The sequence below is a fragment of the Limnohabitans sp. INBF002 genome (genome assembly GCF_027924905.1).
In the GTDB taxonomy this organism is placed as follows: domain Bacteria; phylum Pseudomonadota; class Gammaproteobacteria; order Burkholderiales; family Burkholderiaceae_C; genus Limnohabitans.
This window is the reverse complement of record NZ_AP027055.1, coordinates 492,940-507,150: the sequence shown is the minus strand read 5'-3', so window position 1 is coordinate 507,150 and position 14,211 is coordinate 492,940. Positions and strand designations below refer to the sequence as shown.

General features: G+C 58.1%; 17 protein-coding genes and 1 tRNA gene. 11 read left to right on the top strand and 7 right to left on the bottom strand.

The genetic code is table 11. The features are described 5' to 3' along the window. Nucleotides 1-2 precede the first annotated feature (2 nt). The gene (gene trpA, locus QMG15_RS02575) at nt 3-812 is read left to right on the top strand and encodes a tryptophan synthase subunit alpha (protein WP_281789346.1); all 810 of its coding nucleotides are present in this window, start codon (nt 3-5) and stop codon (nt 810-812) included. 73 nt (nt 813-885) lie between these two features. Continuing rightward, nucleotides 886-1,758 (top strand): acetyl-CoA carboxylase, carboxyltransferase subunit beta, encoded by an 873-nt coding sequence (gene accD / locus QMG15_RS02570; RefSeq protein ID WP_281789345.1) that lies wholly within the window; start codon nt 886-888, stop codon nt 1,756-1,758. Nucleotides 1,759-1,821: 63 nt separating this feature from the next. Here the strand turns inward: accD and ychF are convergent, their stop codons facing one another. Continuing rightward, nucleotides 1,822-2,913 (bottom strand): redox-regulated ATPase YchF, encoded by a 1,092-nt coding sequence (gene ychF / locus QMG15_RS02565; RefSeq protein ID WP_281789344.1) that lies wholly within the window; start codon nt 2,911-2,913, stop codon nt 1,822-1,824. A gap of 139 nt (nt 2,914-3,052) precedes the next feature. Between ychF and QMG15_RS02560 the strand changes: the two genes are divergently transcribed. After that, complete coding sequence (locus QMG15_RS02560) at nt 3,053-3,433, top strand: hypothetical protein (RefSeq protein ID WP_281789342.1); 381 nt, start codon at nt 3,053-3,055, stop codon at nt 3,431-3,433. A gap of 12 nt (nt 3,434-3,445) precedes the next feature. Here the strand turns inward: QMG15_RS02560 and QMG15_RS02555 are convergent, their stop codons facing one another. Further along, nucleotides 3,446-4,345: an MOSC N-terminal beta barrel domain-containing protein gene (locus tag QMG15_RS02555; protein ID WP_281789341.1), complete on the bottom strand. Its 900-nt coding sequence runs from the start codon at nt 4,343-4,345 to the stop codon at nt 3,446-3,448. 33 nt (nt 4,346-4,378) lie between these two features. Between QMG15_RS02555 and QMG15_RS02550 the strand changes: the two genes are divergently transcribed. The 8 genes from QMG15_RS02550 (at nt 4,379) to QMG15_RS02515 (ending at nt 11,445) form a co-directional block, all read left to right on the top strand. Beyond that, nucleotides 4,379-5,500, top strand: a complete 1,122-nt coding sequence (locus tag QMG15_RS02550) for an FAD-dependent monooxygenase (protein ID WP_281789340.1) — start codon at nt 4,379-4,381, stop codon at nt 5,498-5,500. A 38-nt stretch (nt 5,501-5,538) separates the two neighbouring features. Next, on the top strand, nt 5,539-6,264 hold the full coding sequence (locus QMG15_RS02545; protein WP_281789339.1) for a DsbC family protein: 726 nt from the start codon (nt 5,539-5,541) through the stop codon (nt 6,262-6,264). A gap of 14 nt (nt 6,265-6,278) precedes the next feature. Next, a complete protein-coding gene (locus QMG15_RS02540; protein WP_281789337.1) occupies nt 6,279-6,731 on the top strand; it encodes a DUF3429 domain-containing protein in 453 nt (150 codons plus the stop codon). Between the two features lie 2 nt (nt 6,732-6,733). Then, nucleotides 6,734-8,524 (top strand): peptidase M61, encoded by a 1,791-nt coding sequence (locus QMG15_RS02535; protein ID WP_281789336.1) that lies wholly within the window; start codon nt 6,734-6,736, stop codon nt 8,522-8,524. A gap of 50 nt (nt 8,525-8,574) precedes the next feature. Continuing rightward, complete coding sequence (locus tag QMG15_RS02530; protein WP_281789335.1) at nt 8,575-9,354, top strand: enoyl-CoA hydratase; 780 nt, start codon at nt 8,575-8,577, stop codon at nt 9,352-9,354. A gap of 78 nt (nt 9,355-9,432) precedes the next feature. Next, complete coding sequence (locus QMG15_RS02525) at nt 9,433-10,170, top strand: TerC family protein (protein WP_281789334.1); 738 nt, start codon at nt 9,433-9,435, stop codon at nt 10,168-10,170. A 54-nt stretch (nt 10,171-10,224) separates the two neighbouring features. Beyond that, nucleotides 10,225-10,794 carry a hypothetical protein gene (locus tag QMG15_RS02520; RefSeq protein WP_281789333.1) on the top strand — a complete coding sequence of 190 codons (570 nt, stop codon included), beginning with the start codon at nt 10,225-10,227 and terminating at the stop codon, nt 10,792-10,794. A 72-nt stretch (nt 10,795-10,866) separates the two neighbouring features. Further along, the gene (locus QMG15_RS02515) at nt 10,867-11,445 is read left to right on the top strand and encodes an HPF/RaiA family ribosome-associated protein (protein ID WP_281789332.1); all 579 of its coding nucleotides are present in this window, start codon (nt 10,867-10,869) and stop codon (nt 11,443-11,445) included. Nucleotides 11,446-11,455: 10 nt separating this feature from the next. Here the strand turns inward: QMG15_RS02515 and QMG15_RS02510 are convergent, their stop codons facing one another. The 5 genes from QMG15_RS02510 to QMG15_RS02490 form a co-directional block, all read right to left on the bottom strand. Continuing rightward, nucleotides 11,456-12,097, bottom strand: a complete 642-nt coding sequence (locus tag QMG15_RS02510) for a dienelactone hydrolase family protein (RefSeq protein ID WP_281789331.1) — start codon at nt 12,095-12,097, stop codon at nt 11,456-11,458. Nucleotides 12,098-12,105: 8 nt separating this feature from the next. Continuing rightward, nucleotides 12,106-12,552, bottom strand: coding sequence for a host attachment protein (locus tag QMG15_RS02505; RefSeq protein WP_281789330.1), 447 nt, complete (start codon nt 12,550-12,552; stop codon nt 12,106-12,108). Between the two features lie 150 nt (nt 12,553-12,702). After that, nucleotides 12,703-12,779 (bottom strand) — tRNA-Met (locus QMG15_RS02500). Between the two features lie 38 nt (nt 12,780-12,817). Beyond that, nucleotides 12,818-13,732: a hypothetical protein gene (locus QMG15_RS02495; RefSeq protein WP_281789329.1), complete on the bottom strand. Its 915-nt coding sequence runs from the start codon at nt 13,730-13,732 to the stop codon at nt 12,818-12,820. A gap of 8 nt (nt 13,733-13,740) precedes the next feature. Then, a complete protein-coding gene (locus QMG15_RS02490) occupies nt 13,741-14,211 on the bottom strand; it encodes a flavin reductase family protein (RefSeq protein ID WP_281789328.1) in 471 nt (156 codons plus the stop codon).

The following is a 14,211-nucleotide window of genomic DNA, read 5'->3' as shown; positions in this document are numbered from 1 at the left end:
CCATGAGCCGTATTGACGCCACCCTCGCCGCCCTCAAGGCCCAAGGCCGCAAAGCCCTCATCCCCTATGTGATGGCGGGCTTCCCGCAAGCCAACATCACGCCCGCGCTCATGCACGGCATGGTGGATGCAGGCGCTGACATCATCGAACTGGGCGTTCCCTTCAGCGACCCCATGGCCGATGGCGCTGTGATTCAAAAAGCAGGCGAAGCCGCGCTGCGTTTTGGCATTGGCACAGCCCAAGTGCTGGACATGGTGCGCGAGTTCCGCAAAACCGACAACACAACCCCCGTGGTGCTGATGGGCTACGCCAACCCCGTGGAGTGCTACAACCTCAAGCACGGCCCAGATTCGTTCGTCAAAGACGCGTCTGCCGCCGGCGTGGACGGCGTGCTCATCGTGGACTACCCGCCCGAAGAGTGCGAAGAGTTCGCCGCCACCTTGCGCGCCCACAGCATGGATCTGATCTTCTTGCTCGCGCCCACCAGCACGGACAAGCGCATGGAACAAGTGGCACGCATTGCCAGCGGCTATGTGTATTACGTTTCGCTCAAAGGCGTGACGGGCGCTGGCAACCTCGACACCGATGCCGTCGAAGCCATGCTGCCGCGCATTCGCCAGCATGTGCACATCCCCGTGGGTGTGGGCTTTGGCATTCGTGATGCCGCCACCGCCACCGCCGTGGGCCGCGTGGCCGACGCCGTGGTGATTGGCAGCCGCATCATCCAGCTGCTCGAAGCCGCGCCAGCAGGCCAGGAAGTGGCTGCTGCACATGAGTTTTTGGCGGGTATTCGCCAGGCTTTGGACGCTTGAACGTCTCTCAAAACGATACCTACCCCGCCCGTTAAAATCAATCAATTCCAAAAGAACTGACGAAAGGCTCACCATGAGTTGGCTCGAAAAACTGCTTCCCCCAAAAATTCAACACACCGAACCCTCTGAGCGCCGCAGCGTGCCCGAAGGCGTGTGGGTGAAGTGCCCCAGCTGTGAGACCGTGCTCTACAAGAGTGACTTGCAAGCCAACCAAAACGTCTGCCCCACCTGCAGCCACCACCACCGCACCAGCGCGCGCGACCGTTTGGACATGTTCCTGGACGCTGAAGGCCGCTACGAAATCGGTCAAGAAGTGCTGCCTGTGGACGCCTTGAAATTCAAGGACAGCCGCAAGTACCCCGAGCGCCTCAAAGAAGCCATGCAAAACACCGGCGAAACAGACGCCTTGGTGGTCATGGGCGGTGCCGTGCACAGCGTCAACGTGGTTGTGGCCTGCTTTGAATTCGACTTCATGGGCGGCTCGATGGGCTCGGTCGTGGGCGAGCGCTTTGTGCGCGGCGTGCACACCGCCATTGAACAAAAAGTACCGTTCATTTGCTTCACCGCCACCGGTGGCGCACGCATGCAAGAGGGCTTGCTCTCGCTCATGCAAATGGCCAAAACCAACGCCTCGCTGACCCGCTTGGCCAAAAAAGGTTTGCCTTACATCAGCGTGTTGACCGACCCCACCATGGGCGGCGTGTCAGCCGGCTTTGCGTTTGTGGGCGACGTGGTCATCGCCGAACCCAATGCCCTGATTGGCTTTGCCGGTCCTCGCGTGATTGAAAACACCGTGCGCGTGACTTTGCCCGCAGGCTTCCAACGCGCCGAATTCTTGCAGCAAAAAGGCGCCATCGACATGATTTGCGACCGCCGCGAACTGCGCAAAACCATCGCCAGCACGCTCGCCATGTTGCAGCGCCAGCCAGCGGATGCGGTGGCCTGATCAAGCCACGTACATAAAAAAAGCCCGCTCTGTGAAGCGGGCTTTTTTGTGGGCAATGCGCAATTAAGAGCTGAACAAGAAGTTCATCACGTCGCCGTCTTTCACCACGTATTCCTTGCCTTCCGCACGCATCTTGCCTGCATCTTTGGCGCCTTGCTCGCCTTTGAGGGCGATGAAGTCGTCAAACGCGATGGTCTGGGCGCGGATGTAACCCTTCTCGAAATCGGTGTGAATCACGCCAGCGGCTTGTGGGCCGGTGTCGCCCACGTGGATGGTCCACGCGCGCACTTCTTTCACGCCAGCGGTGAAGTAGGTTTGCAAGCCCAGCAAGGTGTAGGCAGAGCGAATGAGGCGGTTCAGGCCTGGCTCGTCTTGGCCGAGTTCTTTGAGGAACTCCAAGCGGTCAGCGTCTTCCATTTCAGACAACTCGGCTTCGATCTTGGCGCAGATGGCCACCACGGGCGCGTTTTGCGCTTGCGCAAAGGCTTTGAGGCGGTCTAAGAAAGGGTTGTTCTCAAAGCCGTCTTCGGACACGTTGGCCACAAACATCGCGGGCTTGGCCGTGATGAAGAAGAACTGCTTGAGTTCGACCAGCTCTTCTTTGCTGAAGTCGATGGTGCGCACGGGCTTGGTGTCGTTCAGCGCGGTTTGGCACTTCTCGAGAATCGCCATTTGCTTGACGGCTTCTTTGTCGCCGGAGCGGGCGATTTTGCTCACGCGGTGAATCGCTTTTTCGACGGCGGCCAAGTCGGCCAAGCACAGCTCGGTTTGGATGACTTCGATGTCGGCAATCGGGTCCACCTTGTTGGCCACGTGGATCACGTTGTCGTCTTCAAAGCAGCGCACCACGTTGACGATGGCGTCGGTTTCGCGGATGTGGGCCAAGAACTTGTTGCCCAAGCCTTCGCCTGTGCTGGCACCTGCCACGAGGCCAGCGATGTCCACAAATTCCACAATCGCCGGCACGATGCGCTCGGGGGTGATGATCTCGGCCAACTGCTGCAAACGTGGGTCAGGCACTTCGACCACGCCGGTGTTGGGCTCAATCGTGCAAAAGGGGTAATTCTCAGCCGCGATGCCCGCTTTGGTCAGGGCGTTGAACAGGGTGGATTTGCCAACGTTGGGCAAACCCACGATGCCGCATTTCAAACTCATAAAAATATCCTTGTAACTGCCTCAGATTGTACTAAGCCCTCAAACGGCAGGACCCGGCTGCGGATGTGCGATTCACCGCACAGATGTTTTGCCGCACATTCGGTAACCTACGCTTTGAAATCAAAAAGGAAACACGGCCATGACACACACCTCACGCTGGCTTAGCTTGACCAGCCTATTGCTCGCCCTGGGTTCATTCACCGCACAGGCTGACACGCTGGCCGATGCACAAGCGCGCTACAAAGAAGAAATGGCCGAATGCGCCCGCCTGACGTCCGCAGAGGAATTGAAGACTTGTCGCCTAGAAGCCCGCAACGCGTTGGCAGAAGCCAAACGCAACAAGCTCGACGAGGCGCCTGCCTCGGCGGTGCAACGCAACCAATCGCAGCGATGCGACGCGCATGCGGGCGACGAACGTGCGGCATGTGAAGCGCGCATGCGGGGTGAAGGCCGCACAGAAGGCAGCGTGCGCGAAGGCGGCATGTTGCGCGAAATCGTCAGACCCGTGCCCAGCAAATAACCCACGTTGGTTTTAAAACGACCAGGGCGCTGACACCACTTGCCCCACGCGCAAGGTTTGTCCAACGCCACTGAGCGGGATGGCGTTCATGCCAAAGGTGATCGCGCCGTTGACCCGCGCGTCTTGGCGGTACACCTGCAAGGTGTCGCTCACAACGGGTGCCGAAGTGCCCGTGTCGGGGTCGATGTTAGGAATAGGGCAACGGGGACAGGGCTTGACGGGGTTCAGTTGCACGGGGCCTGTGTCGGTGTCGAGGGTCATCACGCCCACACGGTCTTCGTCATGGGCATGCACACCCGACAACACCAAGTTGGCACGAAAACGTCGCATATCCACAGCGCCCATCCCTTGCTGGGCCAAACGTGTGTTGAGTTCATCCAGCGAGGCGGTGCTGGCAACGAGCACCGGAAATCCATCACTGAATTGGTTCAGCGCTTCGACGCCTTGCGTCCACTTGCGGCTGGCCACGCGTTTGTGGCGTTCATCAAAACGCACCAAGCGCAGCGGCCCCAGGCTTTCACCCAAAAATTCGGTCAACCATGCGCTGGCAGCGGAGCCCATGTCGAACGCGAGCACCGCGTCGTCCCACACGCGAACGTTGGTGGGGTGCGCTTGTGGGCTGGCAGCTTGCACGCTCACAGCTGGCAAATGCAAAGCCACCATGCCGCTGGCGTGCAACACCAGCTCGGTCACGCCCGTCCCAGAATGCACCAGCTCGGGCTGAACCAATGCCATGCGCGGCAGTTCGCGCTGGGTCACCATCTCGCCCTCGGCGTCCACCACCATCCATGCGCGGTCGTGGGCCAGCCCGGTGGGGGTGAGCACCGCTTGCGTCACCGAAATACCTGCGCACGACTTGATGGGAAACACCCACAAGGCGGCAATGCGTGCTTCAAATTCAACAGAGGTCATACGGCATTGTGCCGCCCTCCTACAATCAACTTCATGGCTCAAAAACTGGACGTTTGTATTCGCGGCGATGGCATGGTGGGACGCACCTTGGCCCTGTTGCTCGCACGCCAAAAACTACGCGTGGGATTGGTCACCTCAGCCCCCAAAACCACGCAAGACGTTAGGGCTTACTCACTCAACAGCGCCTCTCGTGACTTGCTGTCTGGTTTGCGTTGCTGGCCCGACGCCTTGCACGCCACCCCCGTGCAACACATGCGCGTGTGGGGCGACGATGGCGGCTTTATCCACTTTCAAAGCCCCACGCCCGAGGGCCTGACTTGGATCGTGGACGTGGCCGTGCTTGAAGCCCAACTGGCCGAAGCCGTGCGTTACCAAGCCGAAATTACCCAGCTCACCGCCCCCGAACCCGCCGCTTTGACCGTGGTGTGCGAAGGCCGCGCCAGCGCCACCCGCGCTGAGCTGGATGTGAACTTTGAGGTGTTGCCTTACCAACAACACGCCGTGGCCGCCCGCGTGCGTTGCAGCACGCCGCACCGCCAGCAAGCGCTGCAGTGGTTCACCCAAGGCGCACATGGTTTAGAAATTTTGGCGCTGCTGCCTTTGGGCGGTACGCAGGGCGACACGGCCAGCTTGGTGTGGTCGCTGCCACCCGAACGTGCCAAAGACATGTTAGCGCTGAGCCCCGAAGCTTTTGGCATTGAACTTGAACACGCCAGCAACGGCGTGCTGGGCCAAATCGCGCTCACCAGCGAACGCGCCATGTGGCCACTGCAACTGGCCTGCGCCGACCGCTGGACGGGCAACTTTGCAGACGGCAGCGCTTGGGCGCTGGCGGGCGATGCAGCCCACAACATTCACCCGCTGGCTGGCTTAGGCCTCAACCTCGGCTTGGCCGATGTGGCCGAGCTGGCGAGTGTGCTGAAAGCCCGCGAGACCAAAGACTACTGGCGCAGCGTGGGCGACCGTTACTTCATGCGCCGCTACGAGCGCGCCCGCAAAGCCGACATGGTGCCCACTTGGTTGGCGTGCGATGGCTTGCAACGCTTATTTGCCCACCCCAACCCCGGCGTGCAAGCGCTGCGTAACTGGGGCATGAATGGCTTCAACAGCCTTGCCACCGTCAAAGCCTGGGCCATGCACCAAGCCATGGGCTAACCGCCCGCCCCTTTTCACCCACACGAGGCAACGCACACATGCAACGCACCTTTCGCCAACTCTCTGCCGCTGCATTGCTTGCGCTGAGCATCACCAGCGCTTGGGCCCAAGGCCACGAAGCCAACATTCGCAAAAATCTGAGCGAACGCATTCCGCAAATTCCCAAGATTGAAGAAATCACGCCCACCCCATTGGCTGGCATTTACGAGTTGCGCCTGAGCACCAACGAGATTTACTACAGCGATGCACAAGGCAACTTCCTCATTCAAGGCAACTTGATTGACACCAAAAGCAAACGCAACCTGACCGAAGAACGCGAAGCCAAACTGAGCGCGGTCGACTTCAACGCCCTGCCGCTGAAAGACGCCATCACCATCGTCCACGGCAACGGCAAACGCAAACTTGCCGTGTTTGAAGACCCCAACTGCGGTTACTGCAAACGCTTCGAACGCGACTTGGCCAAGATCGACAACGTGACGGTGTATTTGTTTTTGATGCCGGTGCTTGGCCCCGCATCGGTCGAAAAATCACGCAACGTGTGGTGCGCCAAAGACCCAGCCGCCGCATGGGTCAACCTCATGCAAAAAGACATCGCACCTGTCGCCGCGCAGTGCAACACCGCGGCGATTGACCGCAACTTGGACTTTGGCCGCAAATACAAAATCACCGGCACCCCCACGCTGGTGGCGCAAGACGGCACGCGCGTGCCGGGTGCCATCAACAGCACGCAAATTGAAAAACTGCTGGCTGACGCCGCTAAATAAACGAGTACATCACCATGGTTCATTCCCCCATCACCCCTGACAGCAATGCGGGTCAATTCATTGAACGCTTGGGCTACGCCGGCCTGATTCCGTTTGTGGTGCTCGCCTTTTTCATGTGGATCGTCACCCCCGAAGCACACCCCTTTGTGGCGATTGCGCTCAGCGCGTATGGCGCCACCATTGCCTCCTTTTTAGGCGGTATCCATTGGGGCATTGGTCTGCGCCACAACGCACCGCAACGCAAGCTGCACATGGTGTGGGGCGTGGTGCCTTCGCTGGTGTCGTGGATCGCGGTCATGATGCCGGCCTACGCGGGCTTGCCTTTGTTGGCCGCGCTGCTGGTGGCTTGCTATTTGGTCGATCGCAAAACTTGGCCCGAAGCGGGCTTGCGCGATTGGATGACCATGCGCTTTCGCCTGACCGTGGTGTCCACCTTGGCCTGCTTGCTCGGCGCGGCAGCGACCTAAAAATGCACTACCGCATCGAAGCCGCAGACCTGCACGCCCACCTGTATGGCGTGACGCTCACCATCGCCCAACCCGCCGCAGGCCAGCGCGTCTCGCTGCCGGTGTGGATAGCAGGCAGCTACATGGTGCGCGAATTTGCCAAGCAAATCACCGGCCTCAGCGCACGCCAAGGCAAGCGCAACGTGACCGTGCAACAGCTCGACAAAGCCACGTGGGTGATCGGCTGCGAAGCCAACACCCCCCTCACACTGCACTACCAAGTGCATGCACACGACGATTCGGTGCGCACCGCTTGGTTGACCACCCAGCGCGGCTTCTTCAATGGCACCAGCTTGTGTTTGCAAGTCGAAGGTCAAGCGGATGCGCCCCACCAGCTAGAGCTGGTGGCTGACTCGTTCAACACACACAAGGCATGGCAAGTGGCCACCGGCCTGACGCCCGTCAAAACCGACCGTCAAGGCTTTGGCACCTATGTGGCCGCCGATTACGACGAGCTGGTGGACTGCCCCGTAGAAATGGGTGCGTTTTGGAGCGGCAGCTTCAAAGCCTGCGGCATCGAGCACCGCTTTGTGGTGGCGGGTGCCACGCCCACGTTTGATGGCGAACGTTTGCTGCGCGACACGCAAAAGATTTGCGAAACCGCCATTCGCTTTTGGCACGGCCACAAGCGCTCGGCCACACCGCACAAAAACTACGTGTTCATGCTCAACGCCGTGGCCGACGGCTACGGCGGCTTAGAGCACCGCAACTCCACCGCCCTCATTTGCAACCGCGCCGACTTGCCGCGACTCAACGACAGCAAACCAAGCGACGCCAAGCAAAGCGAGGGCTACACCACGCTCTTGGGCCTCATCAGCCACGAGTATTTCCACACCTGGAACGTCAAACGCTTGCGCCCCGCCGAGTTTGCACGCTACGACTACACCCAAGAAAACTACACCGAGCTGCTGTGGTTCTTTGAAGGCTTCACCAGCTACTACGACGATTTGCTGCTGCGCCGCGCAGGGCTGATTGACGATGCGCAGTACTTGAAGCTGCTCAACAAAACCATCAACCAAGTGCTGCAAACACCAGGCCGCGAGGTGCACAGCGTGGCACAGTCGAGCTTTGAGGCGTGGACCAAGTACTACCGCCAAGACGCCAACAGCCCCAACCTGACCGTGAGCTACTACACCAAGGGCGCACTGGTCGCGTTGTGCCTTGACCTGAGCCTGCGCCAGCACGGCGTGAAAAACCACAGCGTGTCGCTGGACGATGTGATGCGCGCCTTGTGGGTACGTTGCTGCACTGGCAAGCACGATGGCCCGATGCTTGAGGCCGATGTGCTGGCGGTGCTCAAAGAACTCACAGGCCGTTCATGGGCTGCTGAGTTCAAAGCCTGGGTGCACGGCACACGCGATTTGCCGCTAGAGAAACTGCTGGCCGCACACGGCGTGAAGGTGCAACACGACCCCGCTCAGCTGGCCCAACGTTTGGGCTTGCGTGTGGCGGAAGACCACAACGTGCAAATCAAAACCGTGCTCAGCGGCAGTGCCGCGCACAAGGCTGGCTTTGCGCCGGGCGACGAGTGGCTGGGCGTGGAAGTGGCAGGCAAACCCGCTTCAGCCTGGCGCATCAAAAAACTCGACGATTTGCTGCTGTACGCAGGCGCGGCCAAAAAAGTGACCGCCCTGATCAGCCGCGACCGCCAGTTGCTGCGCCTGACCCTCGCTTGGCCCGACGCCAAAGCCAACAGCACCTGGCGTCTCATGCAGGACAACCCCAAACTGCTCAGTCGCTGGCTAGGCCTATAGTTCAGATCACAATTTTCAACTCACCTTTTCACACGTTTGGGAGCATCCGCATGAGCTACGAATTCATCACCGTCCACACCGAAGCCGACAAAGTGGGCGTCATCACCCTCAACCGCCCCAAGCAGCTCAATGCGCTGAACGCCGGTTTGATGGTGGAGTTGGGCCAAGCCCTTAAAGCGTTTGATGCAGACGAAGCCATCGGTTGCATGATCATCACCGGCAGCGAAAAAGCGTTTGCAGCGGGCGCCGACATTGGCGCGATGGCCACCTACAGCTTTGCCGATGTCTACAAGAACGACTACATCACCCGCGACTGGGAAACCATCCGCAGCATTCGCAAGCCCGTCATCGCAGCCGTCAGCGGCTTTGCTTTAGGTGGCGGCTGCGAGCTGGCGATGATGTGCGACTTCATCATCGCCGCCGACAACGCCAGATTTGGCCAGCCCGAAATCAAACTGGGCATCATTCCAGGCGCTGGTGGCACGCAGCGTTTGCCACGCGCCGTGGGCAAAGCCAAAGCCATGGACTTGGCATTGACGGGTCGCATGATGGACGCGAACGAAGCCGAAAAAGCAGGCTTGGTCAGCCGCATCGTGCCGCTGGACAAGTTGATGGAAGAAACCTTGGGCGCTGCGCTGATGATTTGTGGCTACTCGCAAATCGCCACGATGGCCGCCAAAGAGTCGGTCAATCGCGCGTTTGAAAGCGGCTTGGCCGACGGCGTGATGTTTGAGCGCCGCCTGTTCCACGCCTTGTTCGCCACCGCCGACCAAAAAGAAGGCATGGACGCGTTTGTCAACAAACGCCCTGCCGACTTCAAACACCAATAAGCCCGCGCTAAAAGCCCACAGTTTGTGGACTTTTAGGCGATCGCTACCATCCGGTGCATCTGAATTAGAAAGTACCACATGGAACTCTTGACCGACCCACAAGCGTGGATTGCCTTTGCCACCCTCACTGCACTCGAACTGGTGCTGGGCATTGACAACATCATCTTCATTTCCATTTTGGTGGACAAGCTGCCACCTGAGAAGCGCGAATTTGCGCGCCGCATTGGCCTGTTCATGGCCATGTTCATGCGCATCGGCTTGCTGCTGTTGCTGTCGGTCATCGTGGGTTTGGTCGAGCCTTTGTTCACCGCGTTTGGCAAAGATATTTCTGGCCGTGATTTGATTTTGATTTCGGGCGGTCTGTTCCTGATTTGGAAAAGCACTGGCGAAATTCACCAATCACTCGAAGGTGAAGAAGAACACGGTGGCAGTGCTGTCAAAGCCACCATGTTCGCCATCATCTTGCAAATCATGGTGATCGACTTGGTGTTCTCTCTCGACTCCATCATCACCGCCGTGGGCATGGTGGACGAGGTGGCCATCATGATTGCCGCCGTGATCGCGTCTGTGGGTTTGATGATGGCGTTTGCTTCGGGCATTGGCCGCTTTGTGTCAAATCACCCGTCCATCAAAATGCTGGCCCTCACCTTCTTGGTGGTGGTGGGCGTGGTGCTGATGGCCGAAGGCCTGGGCCACCACATTCCAAAAGGCTACATCTACTTCGCGATGGCGTTCTCGGTGATTGTAGAAATGCTCAATATCCGCTTCCGCAAACGCGCTAAAAACGTGGTCCAACTGCACCAGAACATGCCGTGACAAGGCCTGCCGGTATGTATACATCAAGCCGTATCTTCTCGATAAAATGGCTTGATGCAGTCGTCAGAAAAACTCAGCATTGAAAGCCAAGCCATCGTCAGCTTAGCATGTGCTGTTGCTTATTTTTACGCCTACCAACTGAACGGCCATTACTTCGAATGGTTTGAGTTTTCTCAAGGCGTCAACTGGCTCTACCTCCCCAGTGGTTTGCGCCTGTTGTTTGTGCTGGTGCTGACGCACATGGGGGCACTGGGCATCGTGCTGGGTTCTATCGCCATCAACTACATGTTTGGCGCGCCTGATGCCCATGTGTTCAATCTAGGGACCGCGCTGATCTCTGGTGGTTCGCCCTACTTGGCACGCTTCATCGCCATCCGTTTCTTTCAGCTCAGCACAGGACTGACGGGTCTGAATAGCAAAGCCTTTTTCAAACTCACGGTGCTCTTTGCCTTGACCAACGGCCTCCTTCACCAGCTTTGGTTTTTTGGGACAGGTCAGACTGACAGCGTGATCACCAGCGCATTGGTCATGGCTGTCGGCGATTGGTTTGGCACGGTGCTTGTGCTGGCCTGTGCGAGTTTGGCAATCCGAACCGTGAAATCGTTTCGCCACATCAAGCCCTGACAAGGCTCAAAGGAATGGGGACGTGTGAGGCATCGAACAGACGCCTGCACGTTGGCGCTTCAGAATTAGCGCATGACATTCCCAAAATCTATTCCCCTTCAAATCAGTTTCCGTCACGTGGACAGCTCCGAAGCGCTAGAGACCAAGATTCGTGAAAAAGTTCAGAAGCTAGGGCAGTTCTACCCTTCGATCAACAGCTGCCGAGTGATGGTCGAACAGCTGCACAAGCACCACCACCAGGGCAATCACTTTCATGTGCGCATTGATCTGAAGGTGCCTGGCCACGAACTGATCGCTGGACGCGAACCCGCTTTGAACCATGCTCACACCGATGTGTATGTATCGTTGCGCGATGCGTTCAAGGCCATGCGTCGACAACTCGAAGACTTGGTGCGCCACCAAAAAGGACTTGTCAAACACCACGAAGAAAAGCCGCATGGCCACATCACCGAAATTTCGCCAGACAAGACATTCGGGCGCATTGCGTCTGCAGATGGCCGATGGCTTTACTTTCACCGCAACAGTTTGATTGGCGATGACTTAGACACATTGCAGATCGGCACACCGGTCTACTACGTGGAAGAGATTGGCGATGAGGGGCTACAAGCCAGCAGCGTTCACCTTGTCGGCAAGCACCATGTGCTAGTTTGAGTCTTCCCCTTCAATGCTTGATTCGCAAATGCCGCTCGAACCATTGGGCGGCATGTCGGGCCACCGCCTCTAGTGTGCCCGGCTCTTCAAACAAATGCGTTGCGCCAGGTACAACGGTCAGATGAACATCGCATTGCATGAGAAGCGCCGCCTGTCGGTTGAGCGCTAACACCTCCTCATCCAAGCTACCCACCAACAACAAGGTGGGGCAATCGACCTGAGCCAAGACACGCGCGCCCGCAAGGTCAGGCCGCCCACCGCGTGACACCACCGCCTGCACCAAAGGTGCCAAACTGGCCGCAGCACGCAAGGCAGCCGCCGCCCCCGTGCTGGCCCCAAAGTAGCCAATGGGCAAATGTTTGGTGTATGACTGATGCCGTACCCAGCGCGTCGCCCCCACCAAGCGCTCGCTCAGCAATTGAATGTCAAAACGAGCGGAAGCATCTTGTTCCTCTTCTGGCGTGAGTAAATCCAGGAGCAACGTGCCCACGCCGTGGTCGCACAACACCTTGGCAACAAAGTTGTTACGCGGGCTATGCCGACTGCTGCCGCTGCCGTGCGCGAACAGCACCAAGCCTTTGGCATCTGGTGGCAGCGACAAAAGCCCCTCCAGCGTCAAACCATCCATCTCGATTCGCTCAAGCTCTGCCATCCATATCTTCATAGCGAACGTTGAACCTTGAATGCCTTGCGCCTGCGCTCTTCAATCTCATGTGCAGACAAGGTGGTCCAGTCCAGCGCGTGCGTGGCGCGCACGGTGGCCTTCACATCTGGGCTCAACTGCGCCAGCAACTCGCCCAAAAAAGGATCGGATGCAAAAATTTCTAACGCGCCCCATTGATCCGTGGCCAATGCTTGCTTCAAGTCAATGGCTAAGTCGTGCGCAAATGCCGTACGTTCGCGATGCCGAACATCGGTGTGGGGCGCCAAACCCGCACGGCCAGCCAACGAATGTCCTAATGGCGCACGCTCGATGTCTTGTGCCCGCATGCGGCTCTCAGAATGCAACCAATCTCGTGTTTCGGCCCAAGGCAATTGCACACTGCTACGTTCAAATAACCGAGCGACGTATGAGTTGGCCACGAGGATGGCCTGGCGGGATGTCATGTGTGGCACCTTTCACTGAAATGTTCTTTGCATTTTTCAGTCCGGGCACTCTGCGGTCAATCTATCGGAGGGTGTACACCTTCGCGGGTAGCCTCATGAAGAAATGCAGACAACAAAAAACCCACAGTCGCAAAACTGTGGGTTTTTATTTGGTGGTGGTAGCGGGATTTGAACCTGCGACATCAGCATTATGAATGCTGCGCTCTAACCAACTGAGCTATACCACCGAATCAAGGCAGCATTGTAAACCAATTTGCATGCGGCTTTACTCGAGTACCTTGAACAAGAGCGCTGAAAAGAAGCCGCTCAGAGTGGCCAAACCGACCCAGTTGGGCGGTGCCAAATGCGTGGCTTCGGGCAGCATGGCTGCACAAATCATGGTGAGCATGGCTCCAGCGGCCAAGCCTTCGATGAAGACCATGGCGTTGTGCGGTACCCATTCCCCCATGACGGCGCCTAGCGCAGCCGCCACGCCTGTCATCAGCACCAAAGAGAGCCACATGGTCAAAATGCGTTGCACGCTCATGCCCTGCAGACGCATTTGCGCCGAGCTCGACAAGGCTTCAGGCAAGTTAGACAAGAACAAACCTGCCAACAAGGTGTACGGCAACACCTCCCAAAACACCACGGGCGTGCCCGCATGGCCGCTGGCCGTCACCGTAGCCATCAGCACCGTACCCACCACAAAGCTCTCAGGTAAGCCATCGAGCAAGTTACCCAACCAAATGGCGACGGCTGCGTTGTCGTGCGAGGCGTGTTTTTTCTCTAAATCTTCGCCCGTGGGCAAAGGCTGGGTGTGGTGCTGGGGCAAGTGGGCCCGCTCGTGCATGATTTTAGAAATCAGAAACGCGGTTTTGCGCAAGTAGCCACCGTGCTCAATCAGCACCCAGTCAAGCAGGACAAAAATAATGCCGCCCACAAACGCACCCGCAACGAGGTGGAAAAAATTGCGGACTTCGCGAGCGCGGATTTCAGCCGTGCTGGCCTGCATGAAAGCATCAATAGATGGCGCCACCAATTCAATGGCCAAGGCTGACAGCAACGCACCGGCACCAAACGCCGCCATCAAGCCAACAATGCGTTTGGGTATCTTGAAATAAATGCCAATCAAGGCACCAATCAGCAAAGAGATTGAACACATCACGCCAAGGATGAAGGCCCAGGCAACAACGATGTCCATACGGGGGCTTAGTCTTCCAGAGGCGAAAGCACGCCAAAGCTGCGCTGTGCATAAGCCAAGCCATGGCCAGCTTGCACACCGAAGTCGAGCACTTCGCCGATCAAGATGTCATGGTCGCCAGCCGACACCACTTGGGCAATGCGGCAATCAAACCAAGCAATCACGCCGTCTAAACGCGGATGCTGGTGGATGCCACGCACTAGGCTTTGGTCTGCAAAGCGTTCTTGCTGTGTGCCTTGCGCAAACTTCAGCGCCACGTCTTTTTGCTGAGCCCCCAACACGTTGACCATGTAGCCACCCGCGTTGACAAAGGCTTCGTGGCTGAGCGAGCTTTTGCGCACGCTCCACAACACCATGGCGGGGTCTAGCGACACGGTGTTGAACGAGTTGCACGTCATGCCCCAGTCTTGGCCTTGGGTGTGCGCCGTCACCACCGTCACACCGGTGGTGAAGCAACTCATGGCGTCTTTGATGTTCAC

Coding starts and splice junctions, on each gene's coding strand:
- QMG15_RS02495 (WP_281789329.1), bottom strand. CDS start 13,732: ATGGACATCGTTGTTGCCTGGGCCTTCATCCTTGGCGTGATGTGTTCA.
- ychF (WP_281789344.1), bottom strand. CDS start 2,913: ATGAGTTTGAAATGCGGCATCGTGGGTTTGCCCAACGTTGGCAAATCC.
- QMG15_RS02520 (WP_281789333.1), top strand. CDS start 10,225: ATGCAGTCGTCAGAAAAACTCAGCATTGAAAGCCAAGCCATCGTCAGC.
- QMG15_RS02535 (WP_281789336.1), top strand. CDS start 6,734: ATGCACTACCGCATCGAAGCCGCAGACCTGCACGCCCACCTGTATGGC.
- QMG15_RS02550 (WP_281789340.1), top strand. CDS start 4,379: ATGGCTCAAAAACTGGACGTTTGTATTCGCGGCGATGGCATGGTGGGA.
- QMG15_RS02560 (WP_281789342.1), top strand. CDS start 3,053: ATGACACACACCTCACGCTGGCTTAGCTTGACCAGCCTATTGCTCGCC.
- QMG15_RS02545 (WP_281789339.1), top strand. CDS start 5,539: ATGCAACGCACCTTTCGCCAACTCTCTGCCGCTGCATTGCTTGCGCTG.
- QMG15_RS02530 (WP_281789335.1), top strand. CDS start 8,575: ATGAGCTACGAATTCATCACCGTCCACACCGAAGCCGACAAAGTGGGC.
- QMG15_RS02510 (WP_281789331.1), bottom strand. CDS start 12,097: ATGGCAGAGCTTGAGCGAATCGAGATGGATGGTTTGACGCTGGAGGGG.
- trpA (WP_281789346.1), top strand. CDS start 3: ATGAGCCGTATTGACGCCACCCTCGCCGCCCTCAAGGCCCAAGGCCGC.
- QMG15_RS02515 (WP_281789332.1), top strand. CDS start 10,867: ATGACATTCCCAAAATCTATTCCCCTTCAAATCAGTTTCCGTCACGTG.
- QMG15_RS02505 (WP_281789330.1), bottom strand. CDS start 12,552: ATGACATCCCGCCAGGCCATCCTCGTGGCCAACTCATACGTCGCTCGG.
- accD (WP_281789345.1), top strand. CDS start 886: ATGAGTTGGCTCGAAAAACTGCTTCCCCCAAAAATTCAACACACCGAA.
- QMG15_RS02555 (WP_281789341.1), bottom strand. CDS start 4,345: ATGACCTCTGTTGAATTTGAAGCACGCATTGCCGCCTTGTGGGTGTTT.
- QMG15_RS02525 (WP_281789334.1), top strand. CDS start 9,433: ATGGAACTCTTGACCGACCCACAAGCGTGGATTGCCTTTGCCACCCTC.
- QMG15_RS02540 (WP_281789337.1), top strand. CDS start 6,279: ATGGTTCATTCCCCCATCACCCCTGACAGCAATGCGGGTCAATTCATT.